The 23396-nt window shown below is 53.7% G+C and carries 20 protein-coding genes; 8 read left to right on the top strand and 12 right to left on the bottom strand.

Annotated elements, in window-relative coordinates; all coding sequences use genetic code 11:
* Nucleotides 1-40: 40 nt before the first annotated feature.
* From OS190_RS01925 to cysQ, 6 genes are all read right to left on the bottom strand, one after another.
* Entirely contained in the window at nt 41-1237 is a 1197-nt protein-coding gene (locus OS190_RS01925; protein WP_267156971.1) for a glycosyltransferase family 4 protein, read from the bottom strand.
* Between the two features lies 1 nt (nt 1238).
* Nucleotides 1239-2222 (bottom strand): UDP-glucose 4-epimerase GalE, encoded by a 984-nt coding sequence (galE, locus tag OS190_RS01920; protein WP_267156970.1) that lies wholly within the window; start codon nt 2220-2222, stop codon nt 1239-1241.
* Nucleotides 2223-2239: 17 nt separating this feature from the next.
* Nucleotides 2240-3124 carry a UTP--glucose-1-phosphate uridylyltransferase GalU gene (galU, locus tag OS190_RS01915; RefSeq protein WP_267156969.1) on the bottom strand — a complete coding sequence of 295 codons (885 nt, stop codon included), beginning with the start codon at nt 3122-3124 and terminating at the stop codon, nt 2240-2242.
* Between the two features lie 70 nt (nt 3125-3194).
* A complete protein-coding gene (locus OS190_RS01910) occupies nt 3195-4430 on the bottom strand; it encodes a glycosyltransferase family 2 protein (RefSeq protein WP_267156968.1) in 1236 nt (411 codons plus the stop codon).
* Nucleotides 4427-5227: a 3-deoxy-manno-octulosonate cytidylyltransferase family protein gene (locus OS190_RS01905; protein WP_267156967.1), complete on the bottom strand. Its 801-nt coding sequence runs from the start codon at nt 5225-5227 to the stop codon at nt 4427-4429. The genes OS190_RS01910 and OS190_RS01905 overlap by 4 nt, the downstream gene beginning before the upstream one ends.
* Complete coding sequence (gene cysQ / locus OS190_RS01900) at nt 5227-6024, bottom strand: 3'(2'),5'-bisphosphate nucleotidase CysQ (RefSeq protein ID WP_267156966.1); 798 nt, start codon at nt 6022-6024, stop codon at nt 5227-5229. The genes OS190_RS01905 and cysQ overlap by 1 nt, the downstream gene beginning before the upstream one ends.
* A 114-nt stretch (nt 6025-6138) precedes the next feature.
* Between cysQ and OS190_RS01895 the strand changes: the two genes are divergently transcribed.
* Nucleotides 6139-6963 carry an ABC transporter permease gene (locus OS190_RS01895; protein ID WP_267156965.1) on the top strand — a complete coding sequence of 275 codons (825 nt, stop codon included), beginning with the start codon at nt 6139-6141 and terminating at the stop codon, nt 6961-6963.
* A 107-nt stretch (nt 6964-7070) separates the two neighbouring features.
* Here the strand turns inward: OS190_RS01895 and OS190_RS01890 are convergent, their stop codons facing one another.
* Nucleotides 7071-7673 carry an alpha-ketoglutarate-dependent dioxygenase AlkB family protein gene (locus OS190_RS01890; protein WP_267156964.1) on the bottom strand — a complete coding sequence of 201 codons (603 nt, stop codon included), beginning with the start codon at nt 7671-7673 and terminating at the stop codon, nt 7071-7073.
* Between the two features lie 212 nt (nt 7674-7885).
* Here OS190_RS01890 and dnaK point away from each other — a divergent pair, with 212 nt between their 5' ends.
* The 3 genes from dnaK to radC all read left to right on the top strand — a co-directional run bounded on the left by dnaK (nt 7886) and on the right by radC (nt 11904).
* The gene (gene dnaK / locus OS190_RS01885; protein WP_267156963.1) at nt 7886-9808 is read left to right on the top strand and encodes a molecular chaperone DnaK; all 1923 of its coding nucleotides are present in this window, start codon (nt 7886-7888) and stop codon (nt 9806-9808) included.
* An 81-nt stretch (nt 9809-9889) separates the two neighbouring features.
* Nucleotides 9890-11050 (top strand): molecular chaperone DnaJ, encoded by a 1161-nt coding sequence (gene dnaJ / locus OS190_RS01880; protein ID WP_267156962.1) that lies wholly within the window; start codon nt 9890-9892, stop codon nt 11048-11050.
* Nucleotides 11051-11154: 104 nt separating this feature from the next.
* Entirely contained in the window at nt 11155-11904 is a 750-nt protein-coding gene (radC, locus tag OS190_RS01875; RefSeq protein ID WP_267156961.1) for a RadC family protein, read from the top strand.
* A gap of 5 nt (nt 11905-11909) precedes the next feature.
* On the opposite strand, the gene OS190_RS01870 is transcribed toward radC, so the two are convergent.
* From OS190_RS01870 to secA, 3 genes are all read right to left on the bottom strand, one after another.
* Nucleotides 11910-13469: a phosphate ABC transporter substrate-binding/OmpA family protein gene (locus OS190_RS01870; protein ID WP_267156960.1), complete on the bottom strand. Its 1560-nt coding sequence runs from the start codon at nt 13467-13469 to the stop codon at nt 11910-11912.
* Between the two features lie 18 nt (nt 13470-13487).
* Entirely contained in the window at nt 13488-14483 is a 996-nt protein-coding gene (locus OS190_RS01865) for a hypothetical protein (protein ID WP_267156959.1), read from the bottom strand.
* Between the two features lie 103 nt (nt 14484-14586).
* Nucleotides 14587-17292 carry a preprotein translocase subunit SecA gene (secA, locus tag OS190_RS01860; RefSeq protein WP_267156958.1) on the bottom strand — a complete coding sequence of 902 codons (2706 nt, stop codon included), beginning with the start codon at nt 17290-17292 and terminating at the stop codon, nt 14587-14589.
* 174 nt (nt 17293-17466) lie between these two features.
* On the opposite strand from secA, the gene OS190_RS01855 reads away from it, so the two are divergent.
* The 4 genes from OS190_RS01855 to OS190_RS01840 all read left to right on the top strand — a co-directional run bounded on the left by OS190_RS01855 (nt 17467) and on the right by OS190_RS01840 (nt 20202).
* Nucleotides 17467-18315, top strand: a complete 849-nt coding sequence (locus OS190_RS01855) for a peptidylprolyl isomerase (RefSeq protein ID WP_267156957.1) — start codon at nt 17467-17469, stop codon at nt 18313-18315.
* 3 nt (nt 18316-18318) lie between these two features.
* On the top strand, nt 18319-19545 hold the full coding sequence (gene argJ, locus OS190_RS01850; RefSeq protein WP_267156956.1) for a bifunctional glutamate N-acetyltransferase/amino-acid acetyltransferase ArgJ: 1227 nt from the start codon (nt 18319-18321) through the stop codon (nt 19543-19545).
* 22 nt (nt 19546-19567) lie between these two features.
* Nucleotides 19568-19966 (top strand): (deoxy)nucleoside triphosphate pyrophosphohydrolase, encoded by a 399-nt coding sequence (locus OS190_RS01845; RefSeq protein ID WP_267156955.1) that lies wholly within the window; start codon nt 19568-19570, stop codon nt 19964-19966.
* 104 nt (nt 19967-20070) lie between these two features.
* The gene (locus tag OS190_RS01840) at nt 20071-20202 is read left to right on the top strand and encodes a hypothetical protein (protein WP_267156954.1); all 132 of its coding nucleotides are present in this window, start codon (nt 20071-20073) and stop codon (nt 20200-20202) included.
* Between the two features lie 94 nt (nt 20203-20296).
* Here OS190_RS01840 and infB read toward each other — a convergent pair whose 3' ends face one another.
* Together infB and OS190_RS01830 are read right to left on the bottom strand one after the other, a co-directional pair.
* Entirely contained in the window at nt 20297-22765 is a 2469-nt protein-coding gene (gene infB / locus OS190_RS01835) for a translation initiation factor IF-2 (RefSeq protein WP_267156953.1), read from the bottom strand.
* An 8-nt stretch (nt 22766-22773) separates the two neighbouring features.
* Nucleotides 22774-23394, bottom strand: coding sequence for an RNA-binding protein (locus OS190_RS01830; protein WP_267156952.1), 621 nt, complete (start codon nt 23392-23394; stop codon nt 22774-22776).
* Between the last annotated feature and the right edge of the window lie 2 nt (nt 23395-23396).

The following is a 23396-nucleotide window of genomic DNA, read 5'->3' as shown; positions in this document are numbered from 1 at the left end:
ACCTTCTACCCTCGGAATCACGCCGCTCGTTGGTGCAATATCATCTTAACCTTAACACGGTCTTGAAATGATCGGTCCAATTTGGACCCACAAAGTTTGTGTCCTTGTTTGCGGTCGGCGGCGCGTTTTTCCAACTTTGTATCGTTTTTAGCCACAATTCCGGTTCAGAAACAGGGGCAAAATTGGCTTGCTCCCCAAGAATTTCTCTCAACACGGTCAAATCGTTGCATAAAACACGCGTTCCGAGCAATAAAGCCTCTATCGGCGGCAATCCAAACCCCTCCGCATGGCTAGGAAACAACAAACCAGCACTGCCTTGCACAAGCGCAGCGAGCGCACCATCGTCGAGGCCCGCAATCTCCCTGACCCGAGCATTCTTTTGCAGCCCGTCCAAACGATCAAATACGACCTTGTTGTTCCAACCACGGCTGCCACAGATCAGCAACAAAGGTGCATCAGGACCCAATCGCTCCCAGAGATCCAACAGGAACACGTGGTTCTTGCGCGGCTCGATGGTTCCAACAGTGATGAAATACGGTGAAGTCGGCTGCATCTCCGAAGGAATAGTCGCAGGATCCGCATCAGGCACAATTGTTCCCAAATGCGCAACAATACCTGCAGGAACTTTTCCCCAGTTGCGCATCACGTTTTCAGTTCGGCAGCGGGTATCCTGTGAGTTATAGATCACGCGATCCGCCAATCTTTGAACGCGCTTCATCTTGTCCCGAAACGGGTCCACCGTATTGGGGGTCTGGTATTCAGGGTACTCCAACGGAATCACATCATGGATCAGAACGTCAATTGTACCTGAAGCGTATTTCACGCTGTTCAAAACCCGTTCCGTCAGGTTGCTGTGGCCAGTATTGTAATAGGCAAAGCCAGCAGGCAGTTGACGCTGCAACATCCGGCGCAACCGCATCGGTAAACACCGCGCCAATGCTTGCCTGCGTACATCCGATTCCGCCTGCATCAGGGCCTGATCCCGCCCCTTGGAGAACCGTGACAATGCATCAACAGGTCCCCATTCAAGATCGCCGTTCAACCGTTGTTGAAAGGCGATCAGCCCCTCTTGATCCAGCAACACATAGCCGAGGGCAGTGCGCATCAAACCAAATGCGGGTATTTCTTCATTGATAAAATGATCCAGGTAGGCACGTTCGACACGGTCAACCCCCGTCGCCATACGGCCCGTACGGCGCAAGCTCCTTGTCAGATCAAGCAGCCGCGCGGTGATCACCTTAAACCTCGTAATGGCCGGACTGGTGCCATCTCCAAGCGTCGGTAATCATCTGCTGCATCGTAGAACGTTGCGGGTTCCATCCCAGTTCGGTTACTGCACGGGTCGATCCGGACACAAGTTTCGTACAATCACCAGCCCGACGCGGTCCCTCGGTAAAAGGCACCGCACGGTTGGTCACCGAATGGCATTGGTCGAGGACTTCGCGCACTGAAAAACCCGTGCCGGTGCCAAGGTTGAAAACGCGACTGGGCTTGCCATCTTTCAACCATTTCAAACCCAAAACATGTGCATCGACCAAATCACAGACATGAACATAATCCCGAATGCAGGTTCCGTCCGGCGTATCATAATCGGTTCCGAAAATTGTCAGCGCCTCGCGTTTGCCGTCAATCGCATCCAACATCAACGGTACCAAATGTGTCTCCGGGCGGTGGAATTCACCCACGTCGCCTTCCGGATCAGCGCCCGCCACATTGAAATAGCGAAAGATCACATGCCGTAAACCATGGGCTGTTTCAAAATTACGCAGCATGTCTTCGATTGCACGTTTTGAGGCACCGTAGGCATTGATGGGCATCTGCAAACTACCCTCATCCAGAACAACATTGTCCTGATCGCCATAGGTGGCACAGGTCGAGGAAAAGACAAAATCCAGACATTGCGCTGCTACTGCCGCTTCAATCAGGTTGAGCGATCCCACAACATTATTGCGCCAGTACAATCCAGGATCCTGCATACATTCACCAACCAGACTGAGGGCAGCGAAATGCACCACGGCAACGGGTTCATATTGTGCAAATACGGAATCCAATCGGTCCCGATCCAGCAGATCACCCTGTTCAAACGGACCAAATTTAACCGCATCCTGCCATCCAGTAACAAGACTGTCATAAGTCACAGGTGTTAAACCGGCGGTCTTCAACGCTTTACACGCATGAGATCCGATGTAACCGGCACCCCCTGTCACCAATACATGTGCCATCTTGCTGGTTCCTACGTTCAGGCGTCGTCTAACATCAGGCTCTTTAGATAGGCCTTTAGATCATCATGCAACTCTTCCCGCGCAAGTCCGAAAGATACGGTGGCTTGCAGAAACCCAGATTTCGATCCGCAATCAAACCGCTGACCCCGGAAACGATAGCCATAAACGTTGTTGTGGTTTTCGATATCCAGGGCAATGGCATCTGTCAGTTGAATTTCGCCACCGGCCCCTGATTTCATTTTGTTCAGGTTTTGCAGGACACTGGGCGACAATATGTACCGGCCAATAACGGCAAGGTTTGAGGGTGCTTGATCGGCGGGCGGTTTTTCAACCATGCCTTTGACCTTTACCAATTGGCCATTCTCTTCGGAAATATCCAGAACACCATAAGAAGAGGCCCGTTCTGGCGCTACTTCCATTGCCGCGACCATATTGCCACCGGTTTCCTGATAGGCCTCTACCATCTGTTGCAAACAGGGTTTTTCCGCAGCGATCACATCATCCGGCAGGATAACGGCAAAGGGTTCGTTTCCAACCAAACGTCGGGCACACCAGACCGCGTGACCAAGGCCCAGCGCCTTGTGTTGGCGAATGTAGGCGATGGCACCGCTGTCCATATTGGTTGATTTTAGAATATCAAGCAGTTCTGTCTTGCCCTTTTTGCGCAGCTCCTGCTCAAGCTGGGGCGCAAGATCGAAATAGTCCTCAAGCGCACCTTTACCACGGGAAGTGACAAAGATGAATTCCTTGATCCCTGCGGCCCGTGCCTCGTCAATCGCATACTGAATAAGCGGGCGATCCACGAGGGTCATGATTTCCTTGGGCACTGATTTGGTCGCCGGCAAAAACCGCGTCCCCATCCCTGCAACGGGAAAAATTGCTTTAGTTACCTTTTTGCGCATCTCGCACCTCAAAATATTAACGTGGCTTATGCCATCTTTTGACCTTCGGACCCGACCGAAGCTTGTTGTCTCAACCTTTGCCGAAACCGCGCTGTCTGGCAACGCGGCGTAGTTCCTTTTCAAGACGCCGTGACCTTGTTGTCATACGAAAAAGCGGGTCAGTCCGGTCTGATTTGCCAAAGAGCCCGCCGCGCTGAACCCAAACCCCATCTTTGTTCAACGCGATATGATGGTACATAGCGGTGAAAGAAAGGCAGATCAGGGTGACAATCTCGTCGTTTTTCACCCTGCTTGCAGCTGCTTTCAGGTCTTTTTGAAATCTCAATGGATGGGTGCCAATCATGGTGGATTTTCGCCACTTTGTCGGAAACCGTTTGAAGGGAGCAGCGGGGTGTACGGCCAGTTTGGTTGCAATCTGCTCCCTTTCTTGTCCTTCAACGTACCCCAGATCTAGGCGGTGCATCAATTGACGCACTGCGCGCGGCTCCAGTCCCCCAGAGACCATGTGACCCAACAAACGTCGCCGTTCATTACTGCGCAAGCGGCCCCACTGGGCGGCCCGTTCGGACACCACAACATGTTTTCTCTGGAACACAGCCCAGCTTGCCCCAATATCAAACAAATCCCGAGGCACCCTGTCAGAGGTACGCATCCGGTTGGCGGCAAACCCGTGATGCACCTCGGCCAAAGGAACAATCGCAGTTGCATACCCTGCTTGGGCCAGCCGCATGTTCAGGTCGGTTTCATCCAGAAAATAGTGAAATGCCGGATCAAAGCCATGAATTTCAATCAATACATCGCGACGAATTGCCATGTTAGTACCTTCTGTCTTGATTGCCCGACCCTTTGGCGGGTTCAGAAGTACCGGCTTGTCGTTCTGTAGTTTTATTTCATGTGCCTCGCCAAAACGGTCAAGACTGCGGGCCTGCCATTGGAACGAGATTCCGTTGCGCCCGCGTACAAATCCGCCCATCGCGGCAGCATCGCTTTGCCGTGCAGGGGCCACGAGATGGTGCAGCCATTGCGGTTCCGGAACTGCGTCATCGTCGATAAAGGCGACGATTTCACCTGCCGCTTCAACAATGCCGAGATTCCGAGCGGCTGAAATGTTCGGTTTGTCAAATGGGACCAGCTTTAGTTCTGACGAGAAAGGCAGCTCAGCCGCCGATTTCAAACCCGCGGGATCTGCGACAACCACCACTTCGTATGTCGGGTATTGAAGCTGTGCCAGACCGGTCAAACAGCGCCTCAAGGCGTCAGGTCGTCTTCGACTGACGACGACGACACTGACCGACAGTTCATTCATTCCAGACCCATTTTGGCCATCATAGACTCTATTTTTGGCACATCTTCTGGATTGTTCAATTCCCAAAATTCCCGTCCGTTTGCCGTGACTTCAACGCAAAGAACCGAACGGCCATTCTCTATGAAGCGCAATTGTTCCAACCCTTCCAACTGTTCAAGTGGCCCGGTAGGCCAGGATGGATAAGACGCGAGCGCAGCCGGGCGATATGCATAAACCCCGACATGATGATACACCGGGGTCATTTCAGTCTCTAAATAGATTTTCTGTGTAAAGGGCACGACTTCTTTCGAGAAATACAATGCACGACGGTCAGAGGCGAAAACAGCAGTTGTTCCACCAACGCGGTCACCTTTGCGATCCGCCAGCAATGCATTCAAAGTCGCGCCGTTACAACGCAACACCGGGGTTGCGATTTCTGCCTCCGGCGCCTCGTTCAGACCCTGCACAAGGCTTTCGACAAACCAATGTGGCGTCAAGGGCGCATCGCCCTGCAGATTCACGACAATGTCAAAACCGCCGCCCAATTTTTCATGCGTTTCTGCGCATCGCTCTGTCCCATTGGCACATCCTGTTGATGTCATGACAACTTCGGCCCCGAAACCTGTCGCGGCCTCTTTGATACGATCATCATCGGTCGCCACGACCACACGGTCTACACCATTCACGGCAGATGCAGCACGCCAGGAACGTTCGATCAACGAAAGCGATTTACCCGTTGCTCCCTTGAGCTCTGCAAGGGGCTTTCCGGGGTAACGGGTCGAGGCAAAGCGGGCGGGGATGGCGATCAAGACAGACATCAGGCAGGCTTCAGTTCGACGGTTGGGGCATGGGCAATGAAGAACGGATTCGCAAAATCATCCTTGCCGTAGAGCAGCGGCCTATGATCATCAAAACGTACAACATCACCGCCTGCACCGAGCAAAACCGCATGGCCCGCCGCGGTGTCCCATTCCATTGTCCGTCCCAGGCGTGGATAGATGTCCGCCTCGCCCGTAGCAATCAGACAAAACTTGAGCGACGATCCCGCGCTTTTCATGTCTTTCACCTGATATTTCGCGATGTATTCATCAGTTGCCTGATCACGGTGCGACTTGGATGCGACGACCATGAGCGCCGAATTATCAGCGTTAGAGACGGATATGGGCGTCACGGCCCCAACGACATCCTTGGCAAATGCACCAGTTTCCTCAACAGATTGCCCATCCGCCTGGGTAAAGAACATTCGTGATTTCGCCGGGGCATAGACAACCCCGTGTGTCGGTTTGCCATTCTCAACCAGTGCAATATTGACTGTAAAATCTCCGCGGCGATGAATGAACTCCTTGGTACCATCAAGCGGATCAACAATCAGAAACGTGTCGCCCCGGGCCTTGTGTGTAGCTGATTGTTCTTCTGTAACCAGCATCACATCGCTGAATGCAGCGCGTAACCCTGCACTGATAATCGCATCTGCCGCTTTGTCGGCAGCGGTCACGGGGCTGTTGTCGGACTTGGATTTCACGTCAAAATCATTGCGGTCGTAGATCTCCATGATCTTCTCTCCCGCCTCCAATGATAGCTTGCGCATCACACTCACTAATTTTTCGTAATCCATACACCACATACCTTTATGCTTTTGTTGATCCGGGCTTTCTGTCCTCTTATGGTGTCAGGGTAACGGAACAGCAAGAATTCCGTGCGACGGTAGGCTTTGTCAAAGGGCGCAGTGATGTTTCAATCCAAACGAAAACCAAAGGGCGGTATTGCATCGGCCCTTTCAATTGCTGAACTGGTGTATCATTCCATCGTTCGCAGCGTGCGCAAACAACACAATAATGCCTTTATGGCAATTGCCATGAACATTCTTCAGGTCGTCATGTTTGTCGCGGTTTTCTATTTGATGTTCACTGTTCTGGGCATGCGTGGTGCCGCATTGCGTGGTGATTTCCTGATTTACATCATGTCAGGTATTTTCCTTTACCTGACCCACATCAAATCGATCGGTGCGATCATGGCTGCGGAAGGCCCGGCCAGCCCGATGATGCAACATGCACCGATGAACACCATCATCGCGATCCTCTCGGGCGCATTGGGCGCTCTTTATATTCAGCTTTTGTCGCTGTTTATCGTTCTGTTCGCCTATCACGTTGCCTGGACTCCTTTCGAAATTGACCAGCCATTCCATGCTTTTGGCATGCTCATTTTGTCTTGGTTCAGCGGTTGCGCAATCGGTCTTGTGTTCCTGGCGATCAAACCCTGGTTCCCCGGCTTTGTCGGCATCGCATCCCAACTTTACCAGCGGGCAAATATGATCGCTTCGGGCAAAATGTTTGTGGCAAACACGCTGCCGACGTTCATGCTAAAGATGTTCGACTGGAACCCACTGTTTCATTGCATTGATCAGGCAAGAGGCTACGCATTTATAAACTACAATCCGCGCAATTCGAATTGGGAATATGCGTTTTGGGTCGGCGTTGTCCTGTTGATGATCGGATTGATGGGCGAATTTTACACCCGCAAGCACGCCTCACTAAGCTGGAACGCGCGGCGTTAGGTCATTTCTCGTCATTGCTTTTGCAAATATTCGAATGGTCTCTCTGGTTTTGGGGTCAAACCTTGTGCCCGTGAGGCTTCAAAAAATCGATTGGCGAATGCAGCCTGTCATTCAACGATCCGAAGGGTCAGGTTGATCCGCCCACCCTTGGGCAGCAAAGTCGAAGTGTTTGGTTTGATCCGGTCGACGCCATGATAGGTCAGGCGCGCCGCTCCCCCCATCACAACAACATCGCCAGACTGCAACCAAAGAGATTCTGTCTTGCCGCCTCGCGTGGTATTGCCAATGCGGAACAACGCATCATCACCCAGCGAAACCGAGACAACTGGCCATTGAAAATCTGCTTCGTCCTTGTCCTGATGCATCCCCATTTTGGCGTCTGGCGCATAATAGTTGATAAGACAGCATTCCGGTTGCCGGCTCAACGCTGTTGTCCGGTCCCAGACATCGAGGATTTCACGAGGGATCGCAGGCCATCTCTGTCCGCCTGGGTGCGTTGGCACATACCGATAACCGGCCCTGTCTGAAAACCAGCCATAGGCGCCAGCAGCGGTCATACGCACAGACATGGAACTGCCATTTGGCGTTTCGGGCCGAAACAGAGGCGCAGATTTGACAACCTCCCGTACCGCAGCCACGATTGCCTGCTGCCCCGTTACATCCAGCAATCCCTTGTAAATTTCAAATCCACGCAGCGTGAGACGATTCATTTTTCACCAGTTTTTAGTCGAATTTGGAAATTTCCGTGCAGATTCAGCATTTCTCCCTCCTTGCGGTGGTTGCGAGCCCGAACACTGCTCCTTATATACCCATCGAACCGCTGAGGGCCTCCTGCTTTCAGTGTCATCAGATCGGGGCAGAGGTGCCACAACGGGCCTGAGCTTCGAGCAATCGCCTTGAGTTAGATAAGGGATCAAAAACTATGTCAAAAGTTATCGGTATTGACCTTGGAACGACCAACAGCTGTATCGCCATCATGGACGGCAGCAAACCACGCGTAATCGAAAACGCCGAAGGTGCACGGACGACGCCTTCGATCGTCGCCTTTACGGATGATGAACGCCTGGTAGGGCAGCCTGCCAAACGCCAAGCGGTGACAAACCCGGACAACACCATCTTTGGTGTAAAGCGTCTGGTTGGTCGCCGGAATGACGACGCAGATCTGGCCAAAGACAAAAAGAACCTCCCCTTCAATGTCATCGACGGCGGCAACGGCGATGCTTGGGTTGAGGCACGTGGCGAAAAATATTCACCTTCGCAAATCTCTGCATTCATTCTGGGCAAGATGAAGGAAACTGCCGAATCCTACCTCGGCGAAGAAGTCACGCAAGCGGTCATCACCGTTCCTGCATATTTCAACGACGCACAGCGTCAGGCAACCAAAGACGCGGGCAAGATTGCCGGTCTTGAAGTGCTGCGTATCATCAACGAACCGACTGCCGCTGCGCTGGCCTATGGACTCGACAAAGAGAACACTCAAACCATCGCGGTCTATGACCTTGGCGGCGGTACGTTCGACGTCACCATCCTTGAGATCGACGACGGCCTGTTTGAAGTAAAATCCACCAACGGCGATACCTTCCTCGGCGGTGAAGACTTTGACATGCGCATCGTGAACTATCTGGCAGAAGAGTTCAAAAAGACCAACGGCGTTGATCTGACCAAGGACAAGATGGCGTTGCAGCGGCTGAAAGAAGCTGCAGAAAAGGCCAAGATCGAACTGTCCAGTGCAAATCAGACAGAAATCAACCAGCCGTTCATCTCTATGGGCAAAGACGGCTCCCCGCTGCACATGGTCATGAAACTGACCCGCGCCAAGTTGGAAAGCCTTGTTGGCGATCTGATCAAGGCCTCTTTGAAGCCTTGTAAAGACGCCTTGAAGGATGCAGGCATCTCCGCTTCTGACATTGACGAAGTTGTTCTGGTCGGTGGTATGACCCGTATGCCGCGGGTTGTCGAAGAAGTGAGCAAGTTCTTTGGGAAAGAACCTCATAAGGGTGTGAACCCGGACGAGGTTGTGGCCCTTGGTGCCGCGATCCAGGCCGGTGTTCTGCAAGGCGACGTAAAGGACGTTGTTCTGCTGGACGTTACACCATTGTCTCTGGGCATCGAAACCCTCGGCGGTGTTTTCACGCGTCTGATCGATCGTAACACAACGATCCCGACGAAAAAGTCACAGGTCTTCTCAACAGCCGAAGACAACCAGAACGCTGTTACGATCCGCGTATTTCAGGGCGAGCGCGAGATGGCATCCGACAACAAGATCCTCGGTGCCTTCAACCTCGAGAACATTCCGCCTGCCCCACGCGGCATGCCGCAGATCGAAGTGACCTTTGACATCGATGCCAACGGTATCGTTGCCGTGGGTGCCCTTGATAAAGGCACCGGCAAAGAGCAGAAGATCACGATCCAGGCCTCCGGTGGTCTTTCGGATGATGACATCGAAAAAATGGTCAAGGACGCCGAAGAGAACGCCGAAGCGGACAAGGAACGTCGTGAGCTGGTGGATGCCAAGAACCAGGCAGAGAGCCTGATCCATTCGACTGAAAAATCTCTGGAAGAACATTCTGACAAGGTTGATCCAACAACGGTTGAAGCGATCGAACTGGCTATTGCCGCGCTCAAGGACGAACTGGAAACAGAAGACGCGGGCAAGATCAAAGCCGGCATCCAGAACGTCACTGAAGCGGCAATGAAACTGGGCGAAGCGATTTATAAAGCTTCAGCTGAGGCCGGCGAAGACGATATGGCTGCTGCTGCGGACGAAGCGGGCGGACCGATTGACGACGACATCGTCGATGCCGATTTTGAAGATCTTGGCGACGACGACAAGCGCGCGTCCTAATTTGGCGCCTGTGAACCGATGACAGGGCCGGTCCGATACTGACGGGCCGGCCCTTCACGTTCCAGCAAAAGGATATGATCCATGGCAAAACGTGACTATTACGAAGTGCTTGGCGTCGCCAAGGGCGCGTCAGCGGATGAGATCAAAAAAGGTTTCCGTACCAAAGCAAAAGAATTGCACCCAGATCGCAATGCCGACAATCCCAACGCAGAAGCACAATTTAAAGAGGCTAATGAGGCCTATGACGTCCTAAAGGCACCCGATAAAAAAGCTGCTTATGACCGTTATGGGCATGCGGCATTTGAAGGCGGCATGGGCGGCGGCGGCGGTAGACCGGGCGGCGGCATGGGCGGTGGTGGCCACGGCGATTTCGGCTCTGCCTTCTCCGACGTTTTTGATGATCTTTTTGGCGACTTTATGGGTCAGCGCGGCGGTGGCGGCGGTGGACGCCGTGCGGCACGTGGCGCAGACCTGCGATTTAACCTGAGCATCACACTCGAAGATGCTTTTGCAGGAATGCAGAAATCGATCAGTGTTCCTACATCCGTACAATGTGATGACTGTTCCGGCTCTGGTGCAGAGGGCGGTGCAGAACCGACAACTTGCCCTACCTGTTCCGGCATGGGAAAAGTGCGGGCTCAACAGGGTTTCTTTACTGTTGAACGAACCTGCCCAACCTGTTCGGGCATGGGTCAGATCGTCAAAAACCCCTGTAAAACCTGTCGTGGTGCGGGCCGCACAAAGAAAGAGCGCACGCTCAGCGTAAACATTCCAGCTGGCGTCGAGACTGGGACACGCATCCGTCTGTCTGGCGAAGGTGAAGCGGGAATGCGGGGCGGCCCAGCGGGTGATCTCTACATCTTTATCGAAGTGGCCGAACATGAACTGTTCGACCGCGACGGACCAAACCTGTTCTGTCGCGTTCCTGTATCGATGAGCACCGCCGCTTTGGGCGGCAATATCGAAGTTCCGACGATTGATGGTGGTCGCGGGCGTGTGCAGATCCCAAGCGGCAGCCAATCCGGTCGCCAGATGCGTCTGCGCGGCAAGGGTATGCCCCCGTTACGCGGAGGCGGCGTCGGCGACATGATCATCGAACTCGCCGTCGAAACACCGGTGAACCTGACTTCACGGCAAAAAGAGCTGCTCAAGGAGTTTGAAGATCTTTCTTCCGAAAATAACCCGGAGAGCAGCAGCTTTTTCTCAAACGTCAAGTCGTTCTGGGATTCGATGAAGGGTTAGGCCAGTCTTCAAGTAACAAAGGACACCCGCCTGATGGGGTGGGTGTCCCCGCCGACTCCTCCGGATTTAACTGAATCCTAACCGAATCTGCGCAACCTGCAGATATGACCCATTTTGCCGAGCAAGCCCTGCCTTTTGTCCTGGATACATTGGACAATATCCGGCCAATTGCCGTCGCACAGCCTTCCTATATCAAGGATCATCGCAAACGTCTGCGTGCCCGATTCATGGCAGGCGGCGCTGATGCCATGCCCGATTACGAATTGCTGGAGCTCATTCTATTTCGTGCGATCCCGCGACGGGATGTGAAACCCATTGCCAACGCGCTGATGGAACGCTTTGGCGATTTCAACCGTGTGATTTCAGCCCCAGAAGCGCGTTTGCGCAATGTGTCCGGTGTCGGCGACGCTGTTATCGTTGAACTCAAGATTATCGAGGCATCAGCACAACGGCTTGCCCGTGCCAAGGTGATGCAGCGGCAGGTTGTGTCAAACTGGGGTGATCTGTTGAATTATTGCCATACCAAAATGGCACACCGTGAAACCGAACAGTTTCGCGTGCTGTTTCTGGATCGTAAGAATGTGTTGATCGCGGATGAAGCACAGGGACAAGGAACCGTTGATCATGTGCCTGTTTATCCCCGTGAAGTTGCTAAAAGAGCGCTCGAACTAAATGCCTCGGCGCTGATACTTGTACACAACCATCCTTCGGGGGATCCGACACCCTCAACCTCGGATATTGATATGACAGAACAGATTGCCCGCGCCTGTGAGGCATTGGGCATCACATTGCATGATCATTTGATCATCGGGAAATCGAATGAACTGAGTTTTCGCTCTGAGGGCTATATCTGACGGCCTTAGCGCACCCAAACCTCGACCCGCCGGTTCACTTGACGACCCCAACTTGTATCATCACAGGCCATCGGCATCGCTTCTCCAAAGGCATCAACACCCAAAGCCACTCGTTCAAGGTTTGCAGTGACGGCCGCGTCGCTCACTGCGCGCAATACGGCCTCTGCCCGGCGCAGCGCAATATCCCGGTTCGATGTCGCCGCACCCTGACCATCGCTAAACCCTACGAACAATAACTGTCGCGCATCATATCGCCCCTGTTCCAAGGCGCGGGCAAGCTGTTGAACGTTGGAACGCGACTGGGCATCCAGCCGGATTGACCCTGTCTCGAACCGGAAAGAAGTCGTTAACCGCGCCATCGGCGACAAGGTAGCAATCATGCGCTGAAGCTCTTCGAGCGGAATTTCCGGACCCGCCACGGTGATCGCATTTGCCATCCGATTCCCCTGGGCATCAATCGGAATTTCTTCGGGTGTTTGATCGACGAAACCGGCACGGCGAATAACATTTTGCGCCGTAGGACCGCGTGTAAATGCAAGGAACTCTCGGGCGATCAAAGGCAACCGACGTGCGGGAAAATACAGGAACATCGGTGCTGTCAGCGGATAATCCTCTGTCTTGATCGTACGTCTTGCCGCATCCAGCGCAAAACCACAGGTGCCGCCCAAGGTCAGCACCCGCGTGTCCCGCCGTGCTGCATAGCTGGTCAAACCGATTGATAGGGTATCGCGAGACACGGCGTCCGCAATCCCTAAGGGCAGGCCATGCCGCACCGCCTGGGGTGAAACACCCAATTTGGCGGGTACCATCACCTGATCCTCAATGGCCTGGGACAAGCCACTGGCGACATCTGGTAAATGTAGTTCTATTGGCGCATCCGGCCCTCCGAGTGCCAGCCAATTGGTGATTTCACCTGCAAAAACCTTGGCCAACACCTGTGGAGAAATACTGCGCACAGGATTTCCCGGTGCGACGATGGGAACCACGGCATCCAAGGCCAGGACACGGCTGCGGTTGGCCCCCGTCAGATCCCCCATACCCGCTTCACGCGCCAATTTGCGCTCTTCCCTGCGGATTTCACGTAGGGCCATGACAATGTCCGCTTCATCGGCAAGCAGATCGGCAAAACCTTCGTCTGTATTACTGGCGCGAAACCCAAATCTTGCGGCCAGTTTGCCGCTGTCAGAGCGCGTCAGAGTCAGGATAAATCGGGTGGGATCCAGATCGACACGATCAACAGCATACCCATTGCGCTGGGCGTAGGCGTTGACAAGTGCGGGCATCAGCACAGCCCCCATCGAGGCAGACCCCGACATCTCGATCTCGGCCACATAGTCCTGAAGATTTGGGCAACCCGGACCGGTGCATGAAACACCAGACCCGTCCACTGTCATTTCGCCGTAATCGGTCGACAAGCGATAAAACTCGCCGTCGAAACCAAGCAGTGTGCCGCTTAGCTCAACCTTGCCATCACGCGAGGAAAGCGTGACATCTTGGGCCATCACGGAAATGGCTGAGAATAGAAAAAGTACGGCGAGGGCCGCCGTACGTTTCAGGGTGATCATGTGACCTCAGGGGCTGGTTTATCTGCCAGCGACCTTCAGGTCTTGGAGCAAATTATTCAACACAAGAAAGCTGCCCATCGCATCACAATCCGGCACTGGCAACGTCAGGTTCCGGGTTTTTATACTGCCGTCTGCCTGAACTTCCAGTGATTGCGCCTCTATCTCGATACCGCAGTTAGCTTGAGTCACTTCGGTTTCCACACTAAGGGCAATCGTGCCCGTATGGGTGGTGTAAGTCTTTGGAAAACTGTACACTTCTGCAAGAAGCGGTTCCGCAGCCAGCATGTCACCATGTCGCGTCAACACACCATTTTTGCCGGACACTGCATCTGCAACATCCCCTGGCGCACCCTCCCAGAAATGCCCTTCGCTTCCATAATTCGCGCCGAATTCCCGCGCGTGGATTTGAAAGCCAGTGTTGCCTTTCCACTGCAGAACCGACCTGTCGTAATCTGACAGTTCTTCAACAGTTGTTTGCGCCACCGCACCTTCGCCATTGGTGAAAGCGAGGATAAACACCGCTTCCTCCGCCAATGCAGGGACGCGAAGAGAAACCGTGCCTTCGGATGAGGTCGTTTCGGTAAAGATCATTCCGTTGTGATGAACGGTCACACGTTCGTTAGGCAGACAGGGTGCCGTCATGCGCAGGTCAACCATTGCAGCCGCAACAGGACGGGCAGAGGCTGTAATCTCGCAGGAAGGGGAAACCGTTGTTTCAGATATCCTGGGAATCTCAGGTGCTGGCAAGGCTTCTGGTGCCGTTGACGCCTTGATCACTTCGGTTTCCGGTTCAGGCAGGTTGATTCCCGTATCGAATTCAGCAGAGGTAAGCTTGATTTCCTGAACATCCAGCAATGATGTCGCGCCTTCGAGTACAGGCATATCTGTCACAGCTTCACCCTTTTTCGAGCCGTAAAACGCCTTCTCTGTTTCGGAGCCCTGCATGACAAAGCCAATGCCAATCGCACAGCCGAGGGCACCAACAGCCGTCAGAATTTCCTTTGTACGCAACATGATCTTGTCCCTTCAAACGGAATCGTTCGAGACATTGATTGCGCAACATAGGGGCCAGGATATGACCCTCAATAGTTGAATGTTTGTCAAAAAAGAGGCAGGTCTAAGCCAAACGCCCGTGACAATGTTTGAATTTACTTCCTGATCCACAAGGACATTCATCATTGCGGCCCGGATTGCCCCAGGTTGATTGATCTGCCTCGTCAAATCCCATTGCGGCTTTTTCGGGGTTTGGTTTCGGCCCATCTTCGGAAACTCTGGTCACCGCCGCTTGCATCGCAGCTTGCTGCGCTCGCAATTCTTCGATCATGGCAGCGCGTTCTTCTTCCGACATCGGTTGGATTTGCCCCAGCTTCTGGGTTACTTCCTCGCGCAGCGAATCGAGCATGACTTCAAATAGCTGAAACGACTCGTTTTTGTATTCGTTAAGCGGATCGCGTTGCGCATAGCCACGGAATCCGACAACAGAGCGCAGATGCTCAAGCGTCATAAGATGCTCTTGCCATTTGGTATCAATGGCCTGCAACAACAATTGTTTTTCGATGTTGCGCATGTTTTCAAGACCAAAGGTCTCTGCCTTCTCCGCCATCATCTTGTCAGTAGCTTCGATCAGACGCTCGCGGATTACCTCGTCATCAGCACCTTCTTCTTCACACCATTGCACCATCGGCAGCTTGAGATTCAGTCTCTCGGCCACAGCATCTTCGAACCCTTGAGTGTCCCACTGGTCTGCATAGGTTTTTGGCGGCATATAGGTGTCGATCAAATCATCGATCACTTGATGGCGCATGTCTGTCGTAATCTCTGACAGATCATTGCTTTCCATGATGTCGCGGCGTTGGCCGAAAATGACCTTGCGCTGTTCGTTCATTACATCGTCGAATTTCAACAACTGTTTGCGAATGTCAAAGTTGCGGCCTTCGACCTTGGCCTGAGCACGTTCAAGCGACTTGTTGACCCAAGGGTGCACAATCGCCTCGCCTTCCTTGAGGCCCAGCGTCGTCAACACTTTTTCCAGGCGTTCAGAACCGAAAATGCGCATCAGATCGTCTTCGAGCGACAGGAAAAAGGATGTTCGGCCCGGATCTCCCTGACGGCCGGAACGACCACGCAACTGGTTATCGATCCGTCGACTTTCGTGGCGTTCGGATGCAAGTACATATAGACCGCCCGCCTCCAGAACCTTCTTTTTCTCGTCAGCATGCTCTGCCTCGATCCGCGCTCGGACAGTTTCGGGGTCTGCATCCGGATCGGCATCAAGCGCCTCAAGCACCTTCATCTCGACATTGCCGCCTAGTTGAATATCTGTACCGCGGCCCGCCATGTTGGTTGCAATTGTCACCGCGCCCAATTTACCCGCATCCGCAATGATCTGTGCTTCTTGCTCGTGCTGACGCGCGTTCAGAACATTGTGCGGAATGCCCTCAGCCTGCAGCAATTGAGACAGTTGTTCGGATTTTTCGATCGACGTGGTACCGACAAGACAGGGCTGACCCTTGGCGTTTGAGAGTTTTACCTTGTCAATCATCGCCTTGTATTTTTCGCCCACGGTCCGATAAACGGCGTCGTCTTCATCCACCCGTGCAATCGGCACGTTTGTCGGAATCTCAACAACCCCAAGCCCGTAAATCTCGCCAAATTCTTCGGCTTCGGTGAGCGCAGTACCGGTCATCCCGGCGAGTTTTTCGTAAAGTCGGAAATAGTTCTGGAACGTCACAGAGGCCAGCGTCACGTTTTCCGACATGATCGCCGTGCCTTCTTTGGCCTCAATTGCCTGATGCAAACCATCCGACAGACGTCGACCCTGCATCATCCGGCCGGTGAATTCGTCGATCAGCATGATCTCACCATCGCGCACGATGTAGTCTTTATCCTTGGTAAACAGCGTATGTGCCCGCAAGCCCTGATTGACATGGTGCACAATGGTTGTGCTTTCGGGATCATAAAGCGACTGACCCTCGTCCAGCAGCCCCTCCGCCCGCAACAGATCTTCAAGAAACTCGTTACCATCGTCGGTAAAGGTCACGTTGCGGGTTTTCTCGTCCAGCTCGTAATGCTCTGGTTTCAGGGAGGGGATCAGTTTGTTGATCGTCACATACATGTCCGACCGGTCCTGCGCCGGGCCAGAGATAATAAGTGGCGTGCGCGCTTCATCGATGAGAATGCTGTCCACCTCGTCCACGATCGCAAAAAAGTGATGTTTTTGGAGGATCTCGTCCAGGTTCGATTTCATGTTGTCGCGCAGATAGTCAAAGCCCAGCTCGTTGTTCGTGGCATAGGTAATGTCACAACCATAGGCCGCGCGTTTGGCCTCTGCGCTCATCCCCGAAATGGCGGCACCCGTGGTCAGACCCAATGCGCCAAACACCTTGCCCATCCAGTCGGCATCCCGTTGGACAAGGTATTCGTTAACCGTAACGACGTGCACGCCCTTGCCCGGCAATGCATTCAGGTAAGCGGCCAAAGCGGCGGTCAACGTCTTGCCTTCGCCAGTTTTTTGTTCCGAGATATTGCCCTGGTGCAGAAAGATTGCTGCCAATATCTGAGTATCAAAAGCCCTCAAGCCCAGTGTACGACGCGCAGCTTCGCGGCAGTTGGCAAATGCTTCGGGCAACAGATCATCCAGATTTGTCCCGTCTTTGGCCCGCTTTGCCAGGTCGGCGGTTTTGTCTTTTAAACCCTGATCACTCAATTTCTCGAACTCGGGTTCAAGTGCATTGACCTTTTCAACCAGCGGACGTGTCGCTTTGATTTTGCGGTCATTTGGCGTGCCAAAGACCTTTTTGGCGATTGTTCCGATACCCAGCATGTGCTCTCCAGCCGACATTTCATTGTGCGCAGCGATGTGCTTGCCCCAGCCCGTGTCAGCCCATAGATAGATGGGGAACCTGGCCTGCGTGTACGCCCTTTAGGGCGATGTAAGGGCCGTACCTTTGGCTGTCAATGTGGCAGCCCTATACAGAGCTTAACGATAGGACGATCCATGCAAAAACCCCTCACTTATCTGGCGTCGCTGGCGCTTGCTGTTTCCCTTGCCATGCCAGCCGCCGCTCAAGAAGAGCCGGGTGTAGAGACCGTCGTCGCAACCGTGAATGGCACGGATATTACCTTGGGTCATATGATCATCGCGCGCGCGACCCTTCCTGAACAATATCAGCAGCTACCAGCCGATATTCTGTTTCAAGGTATCTTGGATCAATTGGTGCAACAAACTGCATTGGCCGACACCCACAAGGGCGATTTGCCGGCACGCGTGACCCTATCGCTGGAAAACGAAACGCGTTCCTTGATTGCGGGCGAGGTAATCGAAAAGATTATGGCTGGTGATGTCGATGAGGCCGCAATCAAGGAAGCCTATGAAGCGCAATATGCGAGTCAGGAGCCGGAAAACGAATATAACGCATCTCACATCCTGGTTGAAACCGAGGAAGAGGCGAAGGCGATCAAAGAGGAACTGGACGAAGGAGCCGACTTTGCCCAAGTGGCACGTGAAAAGTCCACTGGTCCTTCCGGTCCTGGCGGCGGTTCGTTGGGATGGTTCGGCCCGGGTATGATGGTTCCGACATTTGAAGCGGCAGTGGTTGAAATGGAGCCAGGTGTCATTTCTGCGCCGGTCAAGACCCAATTCGGCTGGCATGTGATCATGTTGAACGAAACTCGCAAGGCCAAGGCTCCCGATCTGGAAGAAGTGCGCGAAGAACTGGAACTACAGGTCCGTCAAACCATTGTTCAAACCAACATCGAAGAAATCACCGCCAAAGCGGAAGTAGACAAGACCGCCGCCGAAGGTCTGGATCCCGAACTTTTGAAAAACATCGACTGGCTGGAATAGATCATGGCAAAAATAACCAAGGTTTCGCCCCTGGCACCCGCAGCCTTCCCCGCCCTGCCCGAAATTGACGGCGCCACCTTTGCCACCGCCGCTGCGGGGGTCAAATATCAGGGGCGTACGGATGTCATGCTGGCACGGCTTGTACCTGGAACTACGGTTGCGGGCGTCTTTACCCGTTCGCAAACCCGTTCGGCCCCGGTTCTGGATTGCCAGGCCAAGATAGGCAACTCGTCCAGCGAAGGTGCGGCGATCCTGGTGAATTCTGGAAACGCCAATGCCTTTACAGGACGAAGCGGGCAAGATGCCGTTGATGCCATAACTGCAGCCGTGGCGCAAACCTGTGGCGTGCCACAAAATCGTGTCTTTACCTCTTCCACAGGCGTGATCGGCGAACCGCTGCCTTTTGAACGCGTGACAGCCATCGTTCCAGATCTCCAGAAAAACCTCAGCGCCGCCGGGATCTCAGATGCCGCGCATGCGATTATGACCACTGACACCTACCCCAAAGGGGCCAGCACCACTTTGAGCATTGACGGCAAAACCGTATCAATCGCTGGCATTGCCAAGGGTTCAGGGATGATCGCACCCGACATGGCAACGATGTTGGTTTATATTTTTACCGATGCGATCGTCGAACAAACGGCACTACAGTCCATAGTCACACAGCAAGCGAACCTTACGTTTAACTGCATCACCGTAGACAGTGACACATCGACTTCAGACAGCGTCATTGTTGGCGCAACAGGTGCGAGCGGTATCGACGCAACTCATGACAGTGCCTTCAAACAAGCCTTGTATGATGTCATGTTGGACTTATCGCATCAGGTGGTTCGCGACGGCGAAGGAGCAACCAAATTTGTTGAAGTTGCGGTAACCGGTGCCGCAAGTGCCGCTGATGCCAAAATTCACGGCATGGCCATCGCCAATTCCCCACTCGTCAAGACTGCCATCGCAGGTGAAGACCCGAATTGGGGCCGCATCGTCATGGCTGTAGGCAAATCAGGAGCCGCTGCAGATCGTGATCGGTTGTCGATACGTTTTGGCGATGTTGAGGTTGCCAAGAACGGTTGGCGCAGCGAGGACTACTCCGAAGAAGCAGCCGCCGCACATATGAAACGTGCGCATATTCAAATTGGAGTAGATCTCGGTATCGGGACTGGTGAAGCTACTGTCTGGACCTGCGACCTGACCCACGGGTATGTCGAAATCAACGCAGATTACCGATCATGACGGACCTGCGGGATCAGTTTGCATGAAGGTTGTTCTTGTCTCGGCAGTAGCGTTGATAGACGTCGACGGTCGGGTTTTGTTGGCCCAACGACCCAAAGGAAAACCGATGGAGGGTCTGTGGGAGTTTCCCGGTGGTAAAGTTGAACCGGGCGAAACACCCGAGACCGCCCTGATTCGTGAGCTGGAAGAGGAATTGGGCATCAACACCTGGTCTTCCTGCCTTGCGCCATTGACTTTCGCCAGTCATAGCTATGATGATTTTCATCTGCTGATGCCCCTATTTGCCTGCCGCAAATGGGATGGAACGCCATTCTCAAAAGAAAACCAGCAACTTAAATGGGTTTACGCCAAAGATCTGCGCAACTACCCCATGCCTGCTGCAGATGTGCCCTTGATCCCGATTTTGCGCGATTGGCTCTGACAACTATATCTTTTTTGGGTAAATTCCCGCGCATTTAGAAACAATGCTCTGGCGAACTCACCAATTGTTTATTATGTTACTCTCACTGTCTGGGGAGAGAGATTATGCTGCGTACAATCACGCTTGGTTCTTGTGTTTCTGTTCAAGGTATCTTTGTAAAAGATTTGGCCGATGGCCGCGTCGCTGTAAAAGTCGACGACATCGTTTATGCTGGGACACCAGTCCGCAAAAACTGAACACGTCACTATAGAATAGAAAAGGGGCTGCACATGCAGCCCCTTTTTTTGACCTCAGGTCAGGCATTTCTGCCTAACCCTTTGAACTTGTTGATTATGACAGCGAGCGGGTCACTTCTTCACGAGTGAAGATTTCGATCACGTCATCGGGGCGGACATCTTCATAGTTCTCGAATGCCATACCGCACTCTTGTCCGGATTGTACCTCTGGCACTTCGTCCTTGAAACGCTTGAGTGTCTTCAGCGTCCCCTCATGGATCACCACGTTGTCACGCAGCAAACGCACACCGGCCGAGCGGCGCGCCACACCTTCGGTGACCAGACACCCGGCGACCTTGCCGACGCCAGTAACCTTGAACACCTCTTTGATGGTCGCGTAGCCGATAAAGTTCTCTTTGATTTCGTTGCTGAGCAGACCGGAAGCTGCCGCTTTCACATCATCCACAAGATCATAGATGATTGAATAATACCGAATCTCGACACCCTTTTGGTTCGCAGTGTTTCGCGCAGATGCATTTGCACGCACATTAAAGCCGATGATCGGCGCACCGGATGCTTCAGCAAGACCCACGTCGGTCTCTGTGATTGCACCGACACCTGAGTGCAGCACACGCACGCGCACCTCATCGTTGCCAATTTTTTCCATCGCCTGAACAATTGCTTCGGCTGAGCCTTGAACGTCCGCTTTTAGTAGGACCGGCAGTTCGGATACATCTTCGTTGGCTTTGGCATTCGCCATCAATTGTTCCAGCGTCGTTGCGGCACCTGCTGCTGCGCGCTTGTCCTTGGCGGCACTTGCACGGTAATCCGCGATCTCACGTGCCTGTGCTTCGGTTTCGGTCACGTTCAGAACATCACCTGCTTCCGGTGTGCCGTTCAGACCCAGAACTTCGACAGGAACAGAAGGGCCGGCCTCTTTTACGCGGTTGCCTTGATCGTCAATCAATGCACGCACTTTACCGTACTGCTCACCGACGACAAAAATATCACCCTGACGCAGCGTGCCATTCTGAACCAGAACCGTCGCAACGGGGCCACGACCAACATCTAGCTGCGCTTCGATCACAGCACCAACAGCAGAACGGTCCGGATTCGCCTTGAGCTCAAGCAATTCGGCCTGAAGCGCAATGGCCTCAAGCAATTTATCGAGACCCTGACCGGTGGTTGCCGATACTTCGACATCCTGTACTTCACCTGACATCTGCTCAACAATCACTTCGTGCTGCAACAGATCGGTCCGTACCTTCATCGGATCTGCCGCAGGTTTGTCGATCTTGTTGATGGCAACGATCATCGGCACATTGGCTGCTTTCGCATGGGCAATCGCCTCGATCGTCTGGGGCATCACAGCATCATCCGCCGCAACAACCAAAACAACAATATCGGTGACCTGAGCACCACGTGACCGCATTGATGTAAATGCCGCGTGTCCAGGTGTATCAAGGAAAGATAGCACCTGACCGCCATCAGTAGTCACCTGATAGGCACCGATGTGCTGGGTGATGCCACCTGCTTCGCCTGCAACCACTTTGGCATTGCGAATCGCATCCAGCAGAGATGTTTTCCCGTGATCCACGTGGCCCATGATGGTGATGACCGGGGGTCGGTCCACCAGATCTTTCGGATCGTCTTCGACCACCTTGATCACATCTTCGACGTCGGCATCGGAAACGCGCACAACCTTGTGGCCGAATTCCTCGATGATCAACTCGGCGGTATCTGCGTCAATGGTTTCATTTTGTGTCACCATCAAACCATTGTTCATCAGTGCCTTTACCACTGCGCCGGTTTTTTCAGCCATACGCGCAGCCAGCTCCGACACAACAATCGCCGGTGGCAGATTCACATTCCGGATGATCTTTTCGCGCTCGACGTTGCCACCCATGGCTTTTTGACGCTGACGCTCTTGCTTGCGCTTCATCGCCGCCATCGACCGTTGGCGTCCGCCCTCACCACCGGTAAGCGCTTGATTTACAGTCAACTTGCCAGAGCGACGGCTGTCATCGGCGCGGTTTTTCTTGTTGGTTTCTTCGCGATCCCGCTCTGTTTTGCGCACTGCCGGACCCGGTGCCACCTTGTTCGGTGTTGGTCGCGCCACCACAGGTTCAGAAGGTGCTGCCGCAGCTTGCGCTGCTGCCAAGGCATCCTGTTTGGCGCGTTCTTCTTCTTCGGCTTTTGCCTTCAGGCTTTCCTCGCGTTCACGATCTTCGGCCTCCTTGGCTTCAATCTCGGCACGGCGGCGATCGCGCTCTTCTGCGCGCGCCTTTTCTTCCGCTGCGCGGGCAGCGGCTTCTTCGGCCTCGCGTGATTTCGCAGCCTGAACGGCCTTCAAACGGCGCTCCATCTCGGCATCTGTGATGCCTGCTGGACGTTTGGAAGGATCGCCAACAGGACCAGCACCCGGACCGGTTGGTTTTTGCCCACCCGGCTTTGGTACCACAACGCGCTTGCGTTTGGTTTCAACCACGACGTTCTTGGTCCGCCCGTGGCTAAAACTCTGCTTAACGTTGCTGGGACGCGAACCGCCCAGACCCAATGTTTTTCTGCCGTCAGTATCGCTCATTTAGCTCGTCATCCTTTCGGCTGGCCGCTGCCAGCCTCGTTTTGTCGCACGCCTTTTAGTCGTTGGGCTTCCTCTACAACACGCAGAGTGAGTCCACCAGAGGCGAGCGCCCCATGTATCACAGTTTGGCGTCCGAAAGCCAAACCCAATTCATCCGCCGTCAGCCAGCCAATATATTGGCCGTAATGCGGCGTGCTCAGTTTCGTTTTTCCGCGCTCAGACCCATCGGTGGCCTGTATCAGCACTTCGGCCTCTTCATTCTGAAGCCAGCTTTTGACTTTTTCGTATCCCGCAACGGCACGCCCGCCTTTACGTTGCAGCGAAATCAGATCAACCACGCGCCGCGCGAGTTGTTTTTCGACTTCCTCAACCAAATCATCCCGCACGCTGACCTGCTGCTTGGCCGCTCGCGCGAACAATTTCTTCTTTACCGCTTGCTCAAGCGCGGCACGATCTGCCGCCACATACATACCACGTCCGGGCAATTTGCCCAAAATATCAGGAAATACCTGATTATCCGGCCCAACCACAAACCGCACCAACCCATATTTAGGTTGGACTTCGCCGGTGACAATGCACTTGCGGTCAGGACCGTCTGTCCGGTCTTTGGAAGCGCCACCGCGACCCATCA

The sequence above is a fragment of the Sulfitobacter sp. F26204 genome (assembly GCF_026410305.1).
Taxonomy (GTDB): domain Bacteria; phylum Pseudomonadota; class Alphaproteobacteria; order Rhodobacterales; family Rhodobacteraceae; genus Sulfitobacter.
Note: the sequence above shows the minus strand (reverse complement) of the source record. Positions and strands in the feature narration are given on the sequence as shown.

Bases quoted from the DNA above. Each gene is read 5' to 3' on its own strand.
- galE (WP_267156970.1), bottom strand. From the start codon at position 2,222: ATGGCACATGTATTGGTGACAGGGGGTGCCGGTTACATCGGATCTCAT.
- galU (WP_267156969.1), bottom strand. From the start codon at position 3,124: ATGCGCAAAAAGGTAACTAAAGCAATTTTTCCCGTTGCAGGGATGGGG.
- OS190_RS01910 (WP_267156968.1), bottom strand. From the start codon at position 4,430: ATGAATGAACTGTCGGTCAGTGTCGTCGTCGTCAGTCGAAGACGACCT.
- OS190_RS01905 (WP_267156967.1), bottom strand. From the start codon at position 5,227: ATGTCTGTCTTGATCGCCATCCCCGCCCGCTTTGCCTCGACCCGTTAC.
- cysQ (WP_267156966.1), bottom strand. From the start codon at position 6,024: ATGGATTACGAAAAATTAGTGAGTGTGATGCGCAAGCTATCATTGGAG.
- OS190_RS01895 (WP_267156965.1), top strand. From the start codon at position 6,139: ATGTTTCAATCCAAACGAAAACCAAAGGGCGGTATTGCATCGGCCCTT.
- OS190_RS01890 (WP_267156964.1), bottom strand. From the start codon at position 7,673: ATGAATCGTCTCACGCTGCGTGGATTTGAAATTTACAAGGGATTGCTG.
- dnaK (WP_267156963.1), top strand. From the start codon at position 7,886: ATGTCAAAAGTTATCGGTATTGACCTTGGAACGACCAACAGCTGTATC.
- dnaJ (WP_267156962.1), top strand. From the start codon at position 9,890: ATGGCAAAACGTGACTATTACGAAGTGCTTGGCGTCGCCAAGGGCGCG.
- radC (WP_267156961.1), top strand. From the start codon at position 11,155: ATGACCCATTTTGCCGAGCAAGCCCTGCCTTTTGTCCTGGATACATTG.
- OS190_RS01870 (WP_267156960.1), bottom strand. From the start codon at position 13,469: ATGATCACCCTGAAACGTACGGCGGCCCTCGCCGTACTTTTTCTATTC.
- OS190_RS01865 (WP_267156959.1), bottom strand. From the start codon at position 14,483: ATGTTGCGTACAAAGGAAATTCTGACGGCTGTTGGTGCCCTCGGCTGT.
- secA (WP_267156958.1), bottom strand. From the start codon at position 17,292: ATGCTGGGTATCGGAACAATCGCCAAAAAGGTCTTTGGCACGCCAAAT.
- OS190_RS01855 (WP_267156957.1), top strand. From the start codon at position 17,467: ATGCAAAAACCCCTCACTTATCTGGCGTCGCTGGCGCTTGCTGTTTCC.
- argJ (WP_267156956.1), top strand. From the start codon at position 18,319: ATGGCAAAAATAACCAAGGTTTCGCCCCTGGCACCCGCAGCCTTCCCC.
- OS190_RS01845 (WP_267156955.1), top strand. From the start codon at position 19,568: ATGAAGGTTGTTCTTGTCTCGGCAGTAGCGTTGATAGACGTCGACGGT.
- OS190_RS01840 (WP_267156954.1), top strand. From the start codon at position 20,071: ATGCTGCGTACAATCACGCTTGGTTCTTGTGTTTCTGTTCAAGGTATC.
- infB (WP_267156953.1), bottom strand. From the start codon at position 22,765: ATGAGCGATACTGACGGCAGAAAAACATTGGGTCTGGGCGGTTCGCGT.
- OS190_RS01830 (WP_267156952.1), bottom strand. From the start codon at position 23,394: ATGGGTCGCGGTGGCGCTTCCAAAGACCGGACAGACGGTCCTGACCGC.